General features: G+C 66.2%; 14 protein-coding genes. 6 read left to right on the top strand and 8 right to left on the bottom strand.

What is annotated here, in order from left to right:
* Window positions 1-11: 11 nt before the first annotated feature.
* Window positions 12-623, bottom strand: a complete 612-nt coding sequence (locus tag Q9316_RS10065; RefSeq protein WP_371877980.1) for a DUF922 domain-containing Zn-dependent protease — start codon at window positions 621-623, stop codon at window positions 12-14.
* A 146-nt stretch (window positions 624-769) separates the two neighbouring features.
* Here Q9316_RS10065 and folP point away from each other — a divergent pair, with 146 nt between their 5' ends.
* Genes folP through folK form a run of 3 tightly spaced genes read left to right on the top strand, consistent with a single transcriptional unit; the run spans window position 770 to window position 2,543 of the window.
* A complete protein-coding gene (folP, locus tag Q9316_RS10060) occupies window positions 770-1,663 on the top strand; it encodes a dihydropteroate synthase (RefSeq protein WP_306035030.1) in 894 nt (297 codons plus the stop codon).
* Between the two features lie 3 nt (window positions 1,664-1,666).
* Window positions 1,667-2,035, top strand: a complete 369-nt coding sequence (gene folB, locus Q9316_RS10055; protein ID WP_306035029.1) for a dihydroneopterin aldolase — start codon at window positions 1,667-1,669, stop codon at window positions 2,033-2,035.
* Window positions 2,025-2,543: a 2-amino-4-hydroxy-6-hydroxymethyldihydropteridine diphosphokinase gene (gene folK / locus Q9316_RS10050; RefSeq protein ID WP_306035028.1), complete on the top strand. Its 519-nt coding sequence runs from the start codon at window positions 2,025-2,027 to the stop codon at window positions 2,541-2,543. The genes folB and folK overlap by 11 nt, the downstream gene beginning before the upstream one ends.
* Window positions 2,544-2,552: 9 nt before the next feature.
* On the opposite strand, the gene Q9316_RS10045 is transcribed toward folK, so the two are convergent.
* The 4 genes from Q9316_RS10045 to Q9316_RS10030 form a co-directional block, all read right to left on the bottom strand.
* Window positions 2,553-3,101: a hypothetical protein gene (locus tag Q9316_RS10045; protein WP_306035027.1), complete on the bottom strand. Its 549-nt coding sequence runs from the start codon at window positions 3,099-3,101 to the stop codon at window positions 2,553-2,555.
* A gap of 147 nt (window positions 3,102-3,248) precedes the next feature.
* Window positions 3,249-4,313 carry a YcjF family protein gene (locus Q9316_RS10040; protein WP_306035026.1) on the bottom strand — a complete coding sequence of 355 codons (1,065 nt, stop codon included), beginning with the start codon at window positions 4,311-4,313 and terminating at the stop codon, window positions 3,249-3,251.
* A complete protein-coding gene (locus Q9316_RS10035) occupies window positions 4,310-5,785 on the bottom strand; it encodes a YcjX family protein (RefSeq protein ID WP_306035025.1) in 1,476 nt (491 codons plus the stop codon). Before Q9316_RS10035 ends, Q9316_RS10040 begins: the two co-directional genes overlap by 4 nt.
* Window positions 5,786-5,855: 70 nt before the next feature.
* A complete protein-coding gene (locus Q9316_RS10030) occupies window positions 5,856-6,380 on the bottom strand; it encodes a SixA phosphatase family protein (RefSeq protein WP_306035024.1) in 525 nt (174 codons plus the stop codon).
* 485 nt (window positions 6,381-6,865) lie between these two features.
* On the opposite strand from Q9316_RS10030, the gene dksA reads away from it, so the two are divergent.
* Window positions 6,866-7,285: an RNA polymerase-binding protein DksA gene (dksA, locus tag Q9316_RS10025; RefSeq protein ID WP_306035023.1), complete on the top strand. Its 420-nt coding sequence runs from the start codon at window positions 6,866-6,868 to the stop codon at window positions 7,283-7,285.
* A 168-nt stretch (window positions 7,286-7,453) separates the two neighbouring features.
* Here the strand turns inward: dksA and Q9316_RS10020 are convergent, their stop codons facing one another.
* Window positions 7,454-8,434 (bottom strand): flagellar biosynthetic protein FliO, encoded by a 981-nt coding sequence (locus tag Q9316_RS10020; protein WP_306035022.1) that lies wholly within the window; start codon window positions 8,432-8,434, stop codon window positions 7,454-7,456.
* 298 nt (window positions 8,435-8,732) lie between these two features.
* Here Q9316_RS10020 and cckA point away from each other — a divergent pair, with 298 nt between their 5' ends.
* Window positions 8,733-11,339, top strand: a complete 2,607-nt coding sequence (gene cckA, locus Q9316_RS10015) for a cell cycle histidine kinase CckA (protein ID WP_306035021.1) — start codon at window positions 8,733-8,735, stop codon at window positions 11,337-11,339.
* A gap of 255 nt (window positions 11,340-11,594) precedes the next feature.
* Here cckA and Q9316_RS10010 read toward each other — a convergent pair whose 3' ends face one another.
* Together Q9316_RS10010 and Q9316_RS10005 are read right to left on the bottom strand one after the other, a co-directional pair.
* Window positions 11,595-12,521 carry a pseudouridine-5'-phosphate glycosidase gene (locus Q9316_RS10010; RefSeq protein WP_306035020.1) on the bottom strand — a complete coding sequence of 309 codons (927 nt, stop codon included), beginning with the start codon at window positions 12,519-12,521 and terminating at the stop codon, window positions 11,595-11,597.
* 70 nt (window positions 12,522-12,591) lie between these two features.
* On the bottom strand, window positions 12,592-13,539 hold the full coding sequence (locus Q9316_RS10005; RefSeq protein ID WP_306035019.1) for a carbohydrate kinase family protein: 948 nt from the start codon (window positions 13,537-13,539) through the stop codon (window positions 12,592-12,594).
* 233 nt (window positions 13,540-13,772) lie between these two features.
* Between Q9316_RS10005 and recA the strand changes: the two genes are divergently transcribed.
* Window positions 13,773-14,858: a recombinase RecA gene (gene recA, locus Q9316_RS10000; protein ID WP_306035018.1), complete on the top strand. Its 1,086-nt coding sequence runs from the start codon at window positions 13,773-13,775 to the stop codon at window positions 14,856-14,858.
* Window positions 14,859-15,038 lie beyond the last annotated feature (180 nt).

Below are 15,038 nucleotides of genomic sequence, written 5' to 3'. Positions count from 1 at the left end.
CCGGGCGGCCTTTACTCGGCCTTGTTCTTCAAGCGGTGAACAAGCAGGCGCATCATGCGGTCGTCGAAGTTCTTGGATTCGACGCGGTCGAACCGCGCCTGGTCGGCGTCGTGCTTGGAGACCGCATCGGCCGTCACCCGATCGACCCTTGCCTGCATGCGCTCGCAGTCGGCTTCCGGGCGCAGGCGATTGAGCGTGCGCTCCAGGCCGCGGGCATGGTTGCGCGCGATTTCGGCATGACGCTCCTCATGGCGCTTGATGTCGCTCGACAGCGTATCCCAGATGAGGGCGAGGGAGGGCGTCGCGCGCTTGCGGTTCTTCCAGCGCGGCAGGATGATCTGGGTCGAGAGCGTCACCTTCGCCTCGCCGACCGCGCAACGGCTGCCGCGGCGCACATAGGTGACCGAGCCGCCCCATTTGATCCGTGTAGCGCCGGGATGGCGCGAGCCGCTGCGCTTCATCACCGGCCCGCGCTTGGAGAGTTCCGCGTCGAGTTCGGCCGCCGTGCGCCCGCCGACGGAAAAATAGGCGAAGGTCTTCGTGGTGATCGTCTCGGCGCGGACCGGCTGGAACACAAGGGCTGTGAGGGCGGCAAGGGCCATCAGGCGAGCGATGGTCTTCATGTAGATCCGTATTCCTTTCGCAATCGGGTTGCCCCGATGCAGTGCCGGCCGAGCGAGCCGGTTGAACTTGTCTTAAGCTTGGGGCATAGGCTCGACCAGCGCAACACCCTTTCGGGCGCGCTGGTTAACCGCGGAAGGAAACCGCCATGTTCTCGCCGTTCGAACCCTTCCGCTGGGCGCTCGCCCATGGCCGGCATCTGGAGCTCGGTCCGCGCGGCATTTTGATGGCGATCGTCAACGTCACGCCCGATTCTTTTTCCGACGGTGGCCAGTTCGACAGCGCCGATGCGGCCGTCGCGCAGGCGATCCTCTGTCTGGAACAGGGGGCAGAAATCATCGACATCGGCGGGGAATCGACGCGGCCCGGCGCGGCGCCGGTGACCGCGATGGAGGAGCAGGACCGTATCCTTCCGGTCATCGAGGCGCTTGCAGGCAGCACGGATGCCATCATCTCCGTCGATACCTACCGCGCCGAGACCGCACGGCTCGCCGTCGCTGCCGGCGCCCATATCGTCAACGACGTGCACGGCCTGCAGCGCGAGCCGGACATCGCCCGCGTCGCGGCGCAGACCGGGGCAGGGCTCTGCATCATGCATACGGGCCGCGACCGCGAGAAAATGCCCGATGTGGTGGCGGATCAGTATCTCTTCCTCGGCCGCTCGCTGGAAATCGCCCGCGAGGCGGGTGTCGCGCGCGAGGCCATGGTGCTCGATCCCGGCTTCGGCTTTGCCAAGGATACGGACGAAAACCTCGAACTGATGGCGCGTTTCGGCGAGCTTTACGGTTTCGAACTGCCCATTCTCGCAGGCACGTCGCGCAAGCGCTTCGTCGGGGCCGTCACCGGCCGCGAGGCGGCGGAGCGGGATGCCGGGACGGCCGCGACGACGGCGCTGCTGCGCGTTGCCGGCGCGGCGGTCTTCAGGGTGCACGATGTCGCAATCAACAGGGATGCGCTTGCCATCGCGGATGCTATGCTCGCCGCGGGGCGCACGGTGAAGGCACGCGAGACGCGCGCCGGGCAGCCGGCCAGACAGGATTAGATCATGACCACCACCTACACGATCACGCTCAAGAACTGCGCCTTCTTCGCCCGCCACGGCCTGCACGACGCGGAGGAGTTTTTGGGACAGCGCTTCTTCGTCGATGCGGAGCTGGACGTGCGGCCGCTGCGCCCGCTCTCCGACGATTCCATCGAATCGACCGTCGACTACGGCGTCGCCTTCCAGGAGATCGAGAAGATCGTCACAGGCCAGCGCCGCTACCTCATCGAGGCGCTGGCGCAGGAGATCGCCACTGTGCTCTGCGCACGCTTCCCGCAGATTTTTCGCGCCTGCATTACCGTGAGGAAGCCGAATGCGCCGGTGCCCGGTGTGCTCGACTACGTGCAGGTGACGGTCGACCATGCCGTCTGACGCGTTTCGCCGGGCCACGCTCGGCCTCGGCGGCAATATCGGCGATCCGGTGCGGTCCATGGCGGACGCCCTGCGGGCGCTCGACGCGCGGGACGATTGCCGCGTCGTCGCCGTGTCGCGGCTTTACCGCACGCCGCCTTGGGGCAAGACGGATCAGGAGTGGTTCTTCAATGCCTGCGCGCTGGTCGAGACGGTGCTTGAGCCGGAGGCGCTGCTCGACACCTGCCTTGGTATCGAGCGCGACATGAAGCGCGAGCGCAAGGAGCGCTGGGGACCGCGCACCATCGATATAGACGTCCTGACCTTCGAGGGCGTTGCGCAATCCGGCGGCCGGCTGGAGCTGCCGCATCCGCGCATGACGGGACGCGGCTTCGTGCTGATGCCGCTTGCCGATGTCGCGCCCGACATGGACGTCGAGGGACGTACGGTCGAGGTATGGCTGAGGGATGCGGATGTCGCGGGGATCGAGCCGGCGAGCGCCGGCCCGGACTGGTGGAAGGCTACTTGACCTTCATGCTCACTTGATCGAGCCGACGGCGATGTCGTCGAGGTTGCGGTCGAGCGACAGGCCGATGACCGGCACCATCTTGTTCTCGACCTTGACCGAGATGGTGATGTTCATCTTGTTGTCGCTTTCCAGGCGCGCGATCATCGCGCCGTTCAGCTTCTGGCGGTTGATGCCGACGACGACCTTGTTGCCGGCGACCTGGCCGGAGGTGATGTCGAGGCCCTTGCCGGCCGCGCCGTCGAGGAACTTGCCCTTGTAGGTGCCGCCCGCCCGGGTGATCAGCGCCGACATCGGCTGCTTGAAGACGCCGACGCGGCAGAAGCCGTCGAGCTTGATGCCGGCATCCTTGGCCGGGCCGGAATCGCCCGTCAGGTCGCAGTTGAACTTGGTGCCCTTGTACTTGCCGGCGACGATCTCGCCCTTGCCCTGCCAGCTGCCGGCGACCTGGTCGAAGAAGGCCTTGTCGCGCGAACCGGCCGCGGCCGGAAGGGCGAAGGTGGTGGCTGCGAGGATGGCCGCTGCGGAGGCGCGGGCGATCAAAGAGGTGCGCGGGTACATGAACGATCCTTGATGGGCGTCGGCCTTCTGGCCTGCTTTGGTGCGATCAGGTTTGCGCGAAAATGGTTAATGGACGGTTTCCCGCCGCCTTGCCTCTTGTCATTTGATGGGATCGCATCCCCGGAAAACCGGGGTGTTGCAGTCCGGTCACGCCTCCTCGCGCCGGCCGGCGGCGGTTCCCGGCGTCAGGTCGGCGATGAAATCGCCGATGCCGGGGCGTTTCAGCGCGCGGAAGGGCATGGGACGGCAGAGGTCCATGGCGGCGATGCCGATCCGCGCCGTCATCAGCCCGTTGATGACGCCTTCGCCGAGCCTGGCCGACAGCTTCGATGCCAGCCCATGGCCGAGCACCTGCTGCACGAGGCTGTCGCCCATGGCGATGGAGCCGGTGACGGCAAGGTGGGCGATGACGTCCCGCATCAGTCGCAGCATGCCGATCTTGCCCGGGCGGCCGCCGTAAAGCTCGGCCATGCCGCGCACCAGCCGGCTGCTTTCATAGATGACGTAGCCAAGATCGACCAGCGCGCGCGGGCTGACGGCGGTGACGATGGAGACGCGCTTGGCCGCGCCGAGGATCAGGGCGCGGGCCTCGCGGTCGAGCGGCGCCATCAGTTCGCGTTCGGCAAGGTCGATGAGATGGGCGGCGTCGATGATCTCGCCCTCGGTTTCGGCAAGCCGGCTGCGCCCGCGCGCCGTCTGCGGGCGGGCGGCGACGAGGTGGACGAGGCGGGCGACGATGGCACGGCCGACCGAGGGCGTCGGGGAAGCGGCGGCCGCCATGACGTCCTGCTTCAGGTCCTGCACGGCGGCGAGGCGCCGCAGGCCGACCAGCTCGCGCAGCACGACGCCGAGAAGGGCGAGCACGGCGATGGCGGCGGCCGCCATGGCGAGATAGCCGAGCCAGTCGTTGCGGCTGAAGAGGTCGCGGATCAGCGCATCGACCCACAGGCCGACGGCGAGCGAGAGGAGAAGGCCGAGCGCGCCGATGGCTATGCGGCCGAGCGTGATGCGGCGCGGGCGCGGCGTCGCGACCGGCGGGACGAGTTCCGGCAGGTCGACCGTCGTCGCGATGAAGGGATCGTCCGCGTCCGGCGTCAGCGTCACGGCATCGTCGAAGGCGGCGGGGGCGCGGGGTCTGTCGTGCTCGGGCCGTTTCGTCGCGGCGTCGGCGGGGAGCGAAAAGGCGGCGGGCCTGCGCGGACGGTCGGTCATGCGAGCCGGTCTCCGATGAGATATTGCAGCGCGCGGTCGAGCCTTATATGCGGCACGGACAGTTTCAGGCCGCCGCCGGTTTCCTCGATATGCGGCGGGCGGAAGCGCACGAAATTGAGGAGGTGGGGCGATTCGCCTTCAGGGACCGATTCAAGCGCTTCGAAAAGAGAATCCGGATTCTTCGGTAAGTCGCCGGGAAATATGGCGGTTTTCTTCTCGCCGTCGAAAATCTCGCCGTTGATCCTCTCGCCCGCCATCGGCACGCCGACGATGACCGGCAGGTCCTCGCCGTCATGCTTGACGCTCGCCTCGCGGGTGGCGCGCACGGAGGCGAGCGCCATGACCTCGATGCCCGCGCCGCTCATGCCGATGCGCTCGATGGCGCGGTCGACGAGCCGGCGGGTGATGGCCTCCAGCCGCGGATGGCTTTCATGGTGCAGGTGATCGGCCTTGGTTGCGGCGATCACGATGCGGTCGATGCGCCGCGTCACGAAGGAGGAGAGGAAGCTGTTCGTGCCCGCGCGAAAACAGTCGAGTACGTCGCCAAGCGCGCGTTCGAGATCGTGCACGGCCTCCGCGCCGCGGTTGATTGCCTGTAGCGCGTCGATGAGCACGATCTGCCGGTCGAGCCGGGCGAAGTGTTCGCGGAAGAACGGGCGCACGACATGCGTCTTGTAGGCCTCGTAGCGCCGCTCCATCATCGCATGCAGCGAGCCCTTGGCCGGCGCGCCCTTCGGCAGGTTCGGGAGGGGCGCGAAGGTCAGGGCGGGCGAGCCTTCCAGATCGCCGGGCATCAGGAAGCGGCCGGGCGGCAGGGTGGAGAGCGAGCGCTCGTCGGATTTGCAGGCCTTGAGATAGGCGGTGAACGCCTCGGCGAGGGACCGGGCCGTCGCTTCCTGCGCGCCCGCCGCCGGGTCGACGGTGTTGGAAAGCGCCAGCCAGTCGCGGGCAAGGTCGGCGCGGATGCCGGTCTGCGCGAGCGCCACGGTGTTTTCGCTGAAGGCGCGGAAATCCTGCGCCAGCAGCGGCAGGTCGAGCAGCCACTCGCCGGGATAGTCGACGATGTCGATGGAAAGCTTGCCGGGCGAGAACAAGCGGCCCCAGCCGGAAGCGCTCTCATAGTCGAGCGTGATGCGAAGCTGCGAGATGGCGCGCGTCGAATCCGGCCAGAGGCGGTCGGCGACGAGCGCGCGAATGTGATCCTCGTACTGGAAGCGCGGCACGGCATCGTCGGGCTGCGGCTCCAGCCGGATTTTCGAGACGCGGCCGGAGCGGCCCGCCTCGAACAGCGGCAGGCGACCGCCGTTCAGGAGGTTGTGCACCAGCGAGGAGATGAAGACCGTCTTGCCGGCGCGCGACAGGCCCGTCACGCCGAGGCGGATCGACGGGTTGACGAGATTGGCGGCGCGGCCGGTCAGCGCGTCGAGCGCGAGCAGGGCTTCGTCCGTGAAAGTGGTCAGGCTAGGCGGCAAGGTCTCTTTCCAGCATCGAAGGCGATATAGGAACCGAAATCCGGCGGAAAAAGAGGCGCCGCCGTTTTGTTCAGCGCGCCGGGCGCGGCGACATGAAGCCCGCAAGGCAGGCCCCGCGATAGTCCCCGTCCGTCGGGCGCCTGTCGAAGTCCAGAATGGCGAGCCCCGCGGTCGGATAGCCGAACGGGGCCGCCGTCTCGGCGATCTCCTTGCCGACGAGGCGGTGGAAGAACTCCTCGACCATCGGATTGTGGCCGACGACCATCACGGACGTCTCCTGCCGGTCGGCGAAGGCGAGTTCGGCATAGGTCTCGACCGTGCCGGAATAGAGCGAATCGACGTAGTCGATCGACAGTTCCTCGCTGACCGTGCGGTGGAAGGGCTCGGCCGTCTGGCGGCAGCGCATGGCGGTGGAGGAGATGATGAGGTCCGGCTTGTAGCCTTGGTCGGCCGCTTCCTCGGCGATCACCTCGGCTTCGGCAAAGCCGTCGTCGTCGAGCGTGCGGTCGAAATCCGACTGGCCGGGCTGGGCCCAGGCGGCGCGGGCGTGGCGAAGGATGTAGAGCCGGAAAGCCGGCGTGCCGAGAGATGCCAAGTCTGTCCTCCATCCGCCTGCCGCCGGAGATCGGCGCCGCTTTCGACTTCATGTCTTTCCTTGCCGGAAAGATCAACCGGTTTTGCGAATAGGCATGTTCGCGATCGCGTCGGATGCCGCGCCATAGGCGAGGGTGTCTTCGAGCCAACGGGAAGAAAAGTACGCGTTGCTAAAATAAATCCGAATCCAATGGTCAGGCCCGCAAAACAAAAACGCGCCATCATCCGTTATAGCGTCAGAGCCCTGTGCCTATATTGGGGGCAGGACCCGTTTGTGGAGCAGCGTTCCGGTCGGCGGGAAACGGCGGTCTGGACGATGTCGCCGGGTGGCTTTTGCCATCTCGTTGTAATCTTGATGAAATATTAGACTGGCAATGATCAAAATAAAGGCGTGCGCGAAAACCGTGGGTAAGTCCCGGCAGACTTGAATCGCGTTACCCGTGGGGATATACAGCGCGCCTTGAGATGTTCTTCAGGAGAATCGCGTTGAGTGAGAAGATCGATCTTAGCAATTTCGTCCTCAATGAGGACGAGGAATTCATGAGTGTAAACCAGCGGGCTTACTTTCGAGCGAAGCTGAACGCCTGGAAAAACGATATCCTGCGCGAAGCGCGCGAAACCCTCGATCATTTGGCGGAGGAAAGCGCCAATCACCCGGACCTCGCGGACCGGGCATCCTCGGAAACCGACCGTGCCATCGAACTTCGCGCTCGCGACCGCCAGCGCAAGTTGATCTCCAAGATCGATGCGGCGCTTCAGCGCCTCGACGAAGGCACCTACGGCTATTGCGAGGAAACCGGCGAACCGATCGGTCTCAAGCGTCTCGACGCCCGTCCGATCGCCACGCTGTCGATCGAGGCGCAGGAGCGCCATGAGCGTCGGGAGAAGGTGTATCGCGACGAGTAAGCACTTCCCGCGGGTCTGAGGAGGCCCCTGGGACGGGTTGACGCAATCGAACACCGGACACGTCCGGTGCCGGCGGCTTTCGTGCGGTACCGAAACGATCCGACAACTTCAAAACCCCTGGAAGCCTGCTTCCAGGGGTTTTTTCGTCAATTGGACTGACGGCTGGCGCTATGCCTTGCGGTTGGCGGCGATTTCGCCGAGCAGGCGGGCCATTTCGGCTTCCGTTTCCTCACGGCTCTTGCCGGCCGGCTGTCCCTGGACGGCCATCGCGGCGGTCTGCGTGGGGTTGGCGGTCGGCTGGGCGCTCGTGCGCACCTGGCCTGCCGCCGCAGCGGCGTTGCTGGCCATTTCGGCCTCGAGGATCTTCTCGAATTCGCTGACCAGCGCCGCATTGTCGGCGACATTGGCCGCCGGCTTGGCGATCGTCACGCTCGCTGCCGGGCGCTGCGCGATCTGCCCGGCGGTCGCCTGCGCCGTCGTCGTTGCGGCCGTCTGCGGGGAGAGGACGCGCTGGCGGTTCTGTTCCAGCATGTCCTCGACCCGCCGTTCGGATGTGCCCTGCTGTATCGCGGCCTGCACCTGCTGGGTCGCCGTGACGGGCTGGGCGACCGCGCGGACGGGCGCGGCGGCGCGGGCCGCGGCTGCGTCGTCGCCGGCATAGAGGACCTTGCTCATGGCGGAGACGCCTTCGGGAATGGCGGCCGGGCGGCGTTCGGCAGCAGTAGCCGTCGCCGTTGCGGCCGACCGGGCGACGAGGGGCGTTTCGGCAATCTTTGCCGGCGTTTCCTGCAGCACGGGGGCCGGTTCCGCGTGCTCGATTTTTCGGACAGCCGCTTCGACGGGCTGGGCGCTTTCGGCCGGAGCCGTGATGATGCGGGTTTCGATGACGATGTCGGTGGGACCGCCGATCATGACGAGGTGTTCGACGTCGTCACGGCGCAGCAGCACCAGCCGGCGGCGCGTATCGATGGCGGCGGCATCGAGCACGGCAAGGCGCGGCGTGCGGTTGCGCCCGCCCCGGATGAAGGGCGAGGAGGGACGCCCCCTTACGATCCAGAGCACCAGCGCAAGGCAGAGAAGCCCGAGCAGCACCACCACCGCGGCGATGACGAACTTCGTGCCGTTCTCTGCGAGGATCTCCTGGAACATGGCGGGTTCACTCCTTGTCGGCAGTTTGCCGTATCGTCAGGTTGGCAGCATTTGACGGCTTTTTGCGGGCTCGTACAAGCGCTTGGCGCCGGTTGTCCAGCGTCGATTGCCGTCAGGATCGTTGCCTAACTATGGCAGCGCGCGAAAAATGCGATGGTTCGGCCGGTAATATTCCCTGTGAATTCGCGGCTTTGCTTCCCTTGGGCGGCTTTTTGCGCTTCCCTCGGGCGGATAAACATGATTCTGCCATCGGGTCCGGGCGAAGCGCAAGGCCGGGCTGGTGCAGACAAAAGGATTGATGACGACGATGAAGCGGCCGGGCGAGGACAATCTGCCGATCGTGGACCGTGGCGTGCGGCCGGCGGTGGCGCTTCGCGTCGTGTTGCTCGCGCTGGTGCTGGCGGCCTCTGCCGGCGCCTTCATCGTCTTCAAGAACCAGCTCGACAACGAGCTCGTGCTCGGCGTTCTCGGCGTTCTCGCCATGGCCGGCATCTTCTTCGTCGTCTCGGCGCTGATCGGCTTCATCGAGATCATGCCGCAGGCTGCGGGCTCGGACGAGCTTTCCCGCGCCTTCCTCGATTCACACCCCGACGGCACTGTCATCACCGACCGCAAGGGCCGCATCGTCTATGCCAACGCCGCCTACGGCGCGCTCACCGGGGCAAAGGGCGATGCAGAGGTGCAGACGCTCGAAACGCTGCTGTCGCGCAACCGCGACGCCACCGAGGCGGTCTACCGCCTGACGAACGGCCTGCACGAGGGCAAGGAGGGCGCAGAAGAGTTCCGCGTCCAGAAGACGCTCGACGCTTCCGCCGCCAGCGGCTCCGGCGCCCATTGGTATCGCCTCAAGGCGCGCGTGCTGCCGAGCCGCGAGAAGGCGAAGCAGCCGCTCTACATCTGGCAGATTTCCGACATCACCTCCGAGCGCGACGACCAGGAGCGCTTCTTCAAGGAGTTGCAGAACGCGATCGACTATCTCGACCACGCGCCGGCCGGGTTCTTCTCTGCCGGCCGCAAGGGCGAGATCGTCTATCTCAACGCCACGCTCGCCGAATGGCTCGGCATCGACCTGACGAAATTCCAGCCGGGTTCGCTCTCCATCGCCGACGTGGTGGCGGGCGAGGGGCTCGCGCTCATCCAGTCCGTCCAGGCCGAGCCCGGCCTCAAGCGCACCGAGACGCTGGATCTCGACCTTCGCAAGACCAACGGCCAGAGCCTGCCGGTGCGCATCGTGCACCGCGTCTCCTCGATGCGGGACGGCGCGCCGGGGGAAAGCCGCACCATCGTATTGGCGCGCGAGGAGGGCGGGGAGAGCGACCAGTCCGCCTCCATCGCCTCCATGCGCTTCACGCGCTTCTTCAACAACACGCCGATGGCGATCGCCTCGGTCGACGGCGACGGGCGCATCCTGCGCACCAACGCGCCGTTCCTGAAGCTGTTCTCCGGCGTGGTCTCGCGCGACGATATCGACCGCGGCGCCAAGCTCGAAACCATCGTGCACGACACGGATCGCCTGCGCCTGCAATCGGCGCTCGATGCGGCCAAGGACCGGCAGGGCGATATCCCGCCGCTCGATTCGCTGCATCCGGGCGATGACGGCCGCCATTTCCGTTTCTACGTGAACGCCGTCATCGACCAGAGCGACGAAGCGCCGGAAGAGGCCGCCATCGTCTACGCCGTCGAGATCACCGAGCAGAAGGCGCTCGAGACGCAGATGGCGCAGACGCAGAAGATGAATGCGGTCGGCACGCTCGCCGGCGGCATCGCGCACGATTTCAACAACGTGCTGACGGCGATCCTGCTGTCCTCCGACCATCTCCTCCTGTCCGCGCGGCCGGCCGATGCGAGCTTTGCCGATCTCATGGAGATCAAGCGCAACGCAAACCGCGCCGCCGTGCTGGTGCGCCAGCTCCTCGCCTTCTCGCGCAAGCAGACGATGCGCCCGACGGTCCTCAACCTCACCGACGTCATCGGAGACCTGCGCATGCTCGTCGACCGCATGACGGGCACCAACGTCAAGATCGACGTCGAATACGGCCGCGACCTATGGTCGGTGAAGACCGACCTCGGCCAGTTCGAGCAGGTGATGATCAACCTTGCGGTCAACGCGCGCGATGCCATGCCGGAAGGCGGCACGATCACCTTTCGCACCCGCAATGTGCCGGCCGAGGAAGCCGCGGCGCGCAACCTGCGCGATCTTCCGCCGGGAGACTATGTGGAAGTCGAGGTCGCCGACCAGGGCACCGGCATTCCGCCCGAAATCATCGACAAAATCTTCGAGCCTTTCTTCACCACCAAGGAAGTCGGCAAGGGCACCGGCCTCGGCCTGTCCATGGTCTACGGCATCGTCAAGCAGTCCGGCGGCTACATCTATCTCGATTCGGAAGTCGGCAAGGGCACGACCTTCCGCATCCTCATGCCGCGCCACATCGAAGAGGCCGTGCCGCTGGATGCCGTGGCTGCGCCGCAGGCGGGCGAACAGCAGCGCGCCGCTCTCGCGCAGGTACCGGAAAAGGAGCCGCGCGACCTCACCGGCGGCTCCGCCGTCGTGCTTCTCGTCGAGGACGAGGAGGCGGTGCGGCGCGGCGGCAAGCGCATGCTGGAGACGCGCGGCTATACGGTGCACGAGGCGGGCTCCGGTGTCGAGGCGCTCGACATCATGGAAGAACTGAACGGCGCCGTCGACATCGTGGTTTCCGACGTCGTGATGCCGGAAATGGACGGCCCCTCGCTGTTGCGCGAGCTCAGGAAGAACTACCCGGACATGAAGTTCATCTTCGTCTCGGGCTATGCCGAGGACGCCTTCGCCCGCAACCTTCCCGCCGACGCCAAGTTCGGCTTCCTGCCGAAACCGTTCTCGCTGAAGCAGCTTGCCGAGGCGGTGCGGGAAATGCTGGACGCCTGAGCGAGCGGTAGCACGCCGTCCGAAACGGCCACTAGTCTGGCTTCATCCGCACCCTCCCGTCATGCCGGACTTGATCCGGCATCCAGCCACCGCGCGTCCGCGCGGTGAAGGGCTCATACTATGTAGTCAGGGAGTTTCTCGCGCTCACAGACGTGAGCGCACTGGATGCCGGCTCAAGGCCGGCATGACGGAAAGAAAGGTTTGCGAGGCTATCGAGAAGTGGCCGGTTGGGCCGGCCACGTCATTCTCCAACAATCAGTCCACCAGCGCCACGGCGATCTCCGCCGCAAGCCGCGCGTTGTTTTCCACCAGCGCGATGTTCGTCTTCAGGCTGCGGCCGTCCGTCAGGCGGAAGAGGTTGTCGAGCAGGTAAGGCGTGACGGCCTTGCCGGCGATCTCGTCGCGTTCGGCATTGTCGAGGGCGCGGGCGATATAGATCTCCATCTCCTCGCGCGGAATCTCGTCGGCTTCCGGCACGGGATTGGCGATCAGCATGCCGCCGTCGATGCCGAGCTGGTCGCGCACCTTCTGGAAATTCGCGATCGCCGCCGGGCTGTTCAGCGTCAGCGGGCTCTTCAGGCCCGAATCGCGCGACCAGAAGGCCGGGAAGGCCGGGCTGTCGTAGGTCACGACCGGCACGCCGCGGGTTTCCAGCACTTCCAGCGTCTTCGGAATGTCGAGGATCGCCTTGGCGCCGGCGCACACGACGATGACGCCGGTGCGCGCCAGTTCGTCGAGGTCGGCGGAGATGTCGAAGGTCTCCTCCGCCTTGCGATGCACGCCGCCGATGCCGCCGGTGGCGAAGACCCTGATGCCGGCGCGCGCCGCACCGATCATCGTCGCCGCCACGGTGGTCGCGCCGGTGCGGCGCTCGGCGATGGCGAAGGCGAGATCGGCGCGCGAGACCTTCATCGCGCCCTCGGTCCTGGCGAGCGCTTCGAGTTCGCCGTCCTCCAGGCCGATATGCAGCACGCCGCTGATGACGGCGATGGTTGCCGGCACGGCGCCTTCCTCACGGATGATGCGCTCGACGCTGCGGGCCATGTCGAGATTGCCCGGATAGGGCATGCCATGCGTGATGATCGTCGATTCGAGCGCGACGATCGGTGCACCGCGCGCCTTGGCGGCGGCGACTTCGGCCGAAAATTTCATCGGCAGGAGGAGGGAGGCGGGTCTGGTCATGCTGTGTCCTTGCGGATTCCTGGGCGGATTCTAGGGCAGGTGCTTGCGCGGAATTTCGCGCAAAAAAGTCTCATGCCATCCATTCGGCCCGCGGCACAAGAGAAAGTGCATCGGCAAGCGCCACCTGCGACATTTCTTCGGCCGCGGCGAGCGGCGAGCGCACGGTGATGGCCGCGGCGGCCACGCCGTGGCGCAGCGCCTCGCCGATATCCGCGCCGCCCGTCCAGGCGCTGAGAAAGCCGGAAGCCAGCGAATCCCCCGCACCGGTGACGTCGCCGAGCGCGGGAATTTGCGGCGGCGTGACCTGGGCTGTGCGCCGGGCGTCGAAGGCGACGACGCCCTTTCCGCCGCGCGTCACCACGCCGGCGGAAAGGCCCGCCGCGCGCAACGCCGCCGGCCAGTCGGCCGCGTTCTCCGGCGCTTCGCCCGTCAGCGTGCGCGCCTCCGCCTCGTTCATGAACAGGAAGGCGAGGGCGGACAGGCTTTCACGGAAGCGCCCGACCTTTGCCGGCGAGATGGCGATGCCGGCAAGCGGTACGCCGGCGCCCTTCGCCGCATTGCTCATCGCGGCAAGTGTTTCGGCCGGCAGGTTCGCATCGGTCAGGATGAGGCCGGCCGCCGCCATCGCCTCGCGCATCGCCCGTTGCTGCAGGCGGCGCGGCGAGAACAGCCGGTAGAGCTCCATGTCGGCCAGCGCGATCACGAGATTGCCGTCGCGCTCGATGATCGCCGTATAGCTCGGCGTCGCGCGGTCGAGGAAGATGAAGGGCGTGTCCTCGACGCCCGCCGCTTCCGCCGCCGCCGCGACGATGTCGCCGTCCGCATCGCCGCCGCGCGGCGAGACGAGCCGCACCCGGTGGCCGAGCCTTGCAAGGTTGCGCGCGGCGTTGAACGCGCCGCCGCCGGCCTCCACGAACCATGCGCCGGGATTGCTCGCCCCCGGCGCGGTCTCGCCGGCGATGCGTCCGCGCCTGTCCACATGGGCGCCGCCCATCACCAGTATCGTCCTGTCCGTCATCGTCTTCCTTCACGCCCTTCGCCGATTCGGCCGCTGTCGTGCGGCCCGGCGAGGGGTTTTCCTCGATTGTCCCGTGGCGCTTATCCACCTGAAACGAAAGTAGAACACGCCATCGATTTGCAAAAATATTCAAGTGGATGAATGGATATTGCAAAACGAGAACAAAATGTGTACATAGCTTTCATCGACGGCTTCGTTGCCTGTCTTGCTTCAATAACCTAAAGGTGGACCAAATGGCACAGAACACTTTGCGGCTCGTAGAGGATAAAGCAGTGGATAAAAGCAAGGCACTCGAAGCGGCTCTCTCGCAGATCGAGCGCTCGTTCGGCAAGGGCTCCATCATGAAGCTCGGCGGCAAGGACAGCGTCATCGAGACCGAGACGGTTTCGACGGGCTCTCTCAGCCTCGACGTCGCGCTCGGCATCGGCGGCCTGCCGAAGGGCCGCATCATCGAGATCTACGGTCCGGAAAGCTCGGGCAAGACGACGCTGGCGCTGCAGACGATCGCCGAATCCCAGAAGAAGGGCGGCATCTGCGCCTTCGTCGACGCCGAACACGCGCTCGACCCGGTCTATGCCCGCAAGCTCGGCGTCGATCTCGAAAACCTGCTGATCTCCCAGCCGGACACCGGCGAGCAGGCGCTCGAGATCACCGACACGCTGGTGCGCTCCGGCGCCATCGACGTGCTCGTCGTCGATTCGGTCGCCGCGCTCACGCCGCGCGCCGAAATCGAGGGCGAGATGGGCGAAAGCCTGCCGGGCCTCCAGGCCCGCCTGATGAGCCAGGCGCTGCGCAAGCTGACGGCCTCGATCTCCAAGTCCAACACGATGGTCATCTTCATCAACCAGATCCGCATGAAGATCGGCGTCGTCTACGGTTCGCCGGAAGTGACGACCGGCGGCAACGCGCTGAAGTTCTATGCCTCCGTCCGCCTCGACATCCGCCGCATCGGCGCGGTCAAGGAGCGTGACGAGGTCATCGGCAACCAGACCCGCGTCAAGGTCGTCAAGAACAAGATGGCGCCGCCCTTCAAGCAGGTCGAGTTCGACATCATGTACGGCGAGGGCGTCTCCAAGACGGGCGAGCTCATCGACCTCGGCGTCAAGGCCGGCATCGTTGAGAAGTCGGGCGCCTGGTTCTCCTACAACAGCCAGCGCCTCGGCCAGGGCCGCGAAAACGCCAAGACGTTCCTGCGCGACAATCCAGATCTTGCCCGCGAGATCGAGACCTCGCTGCGCCAGAATGCCGGCCTCATCGCCGACCGCTTCCTGGAAAACGGCGGCCCGGACCCGAACGACGGCGACGACGGCGAACCCTGATCGCCGAAGGCGTCCCCGCGTGAAAGCGTGAATCGGTTTACGGTCACGCGCTGCGCGAAATGATGAAACGCGAAAACCGGCCTCTTCTTCGTGAGAGGCCGGTTTTTTTGACGTCTGGACAGGTGCCGAGGCGAGCGATAAAAGCCTTGGGTTCTCGCGCGCGCCCACGGTTTCTGCTCT

It is taken from the genome of Shinella zoogloeoides (assembly GCF_030733845.1).
In the GTDB taxonomy this organism is placed as follows: Bacteria; Pseudomonadota; Alphaproteobacteria; order Rhizobiales; family Rhizobiaceae; genus Shinella; species Shinella zoogloeoides_C.
This window is presented reverse-complemented; position numbering and strand designations above follow the sequence as displayed.

Bases quoted from the DNA above. Each gene is read 5' to 3' on its own strand.
- Q9316_RS10065 (WP_371877980.1), bottom strand. From the start codon at position 623: ATGAAGACCATCGCTCGCCTGATGGCCCTTGCCGCCCTCACAGCCCTT.
- folP (WP_306035030.1), top strand. From the start codon at position 770: ATGTTCTCGCCGTTCGAACCCTTCCGCTGGGCGCTCGCCCATGGCCGG.
- folB (WP_306035029.1), top strand. From the start codon at position 1,667: ATGACCACCACCTACACGATCACGCTCAAGAACTGCGCCTTCTTCGCC.
- folK (WP_306035028.1), top strand. From the start codon at position 2,025: ATGCCGTCTGACGCGTTTCGCCGGGCCACGCTCGGCCTCGGCGGCAAT.
- Q9316_RS10045 (WP_306035027.1), bottom strand. From the start codon at position 3,101: ATGTACCCGCGCACCTCTTTGATCGCCCGCGCCTCCGCAGCGGCCATC.
- Q9316_RS10040 (WP_306035026.1), bottom strand. From the start codon at position 4,313: ATGACCGACCGTCCGCGCAGGCCCGCCGCCTTTTCGCTCCCCGCCGAC.
- Q9316_RS10020 (WP_306035022.1), bottom strand. From the start codon at position 8,434: ATGTTCCAGGAGATCCTCGCAGAGAACGGCACGAAGTTCGTCATCGCC.
- cckA (WP_306035021.1), top strand. From the start codon at position 8,733: ATGACGACGATGAAGCGGCCGGGCGAGGACAATCTGCCGATCGTGGAC.
- Q9316_RS10010 (WP_306035020.1), bottom strand. From the start codon at position 12,521: ATGACCAGACCCGCCTCCCTCCTCCTGCCGATGAAATTTTCGGCCGAA.
- Q9316_RS10005 (WP_306035019.1), bottom strand. From the start codon at position 13,539: ATGACGGACAGGACGATACTGGTGATGGGCGGCGCCCATGTGGACAGG.
- recA (WP_306035018.1), top strand. From the start codon at position 13,773: ATGGCACAGAACACTTTGCGGCTCGTAGAGGATAAAGCAGTGGATAAA.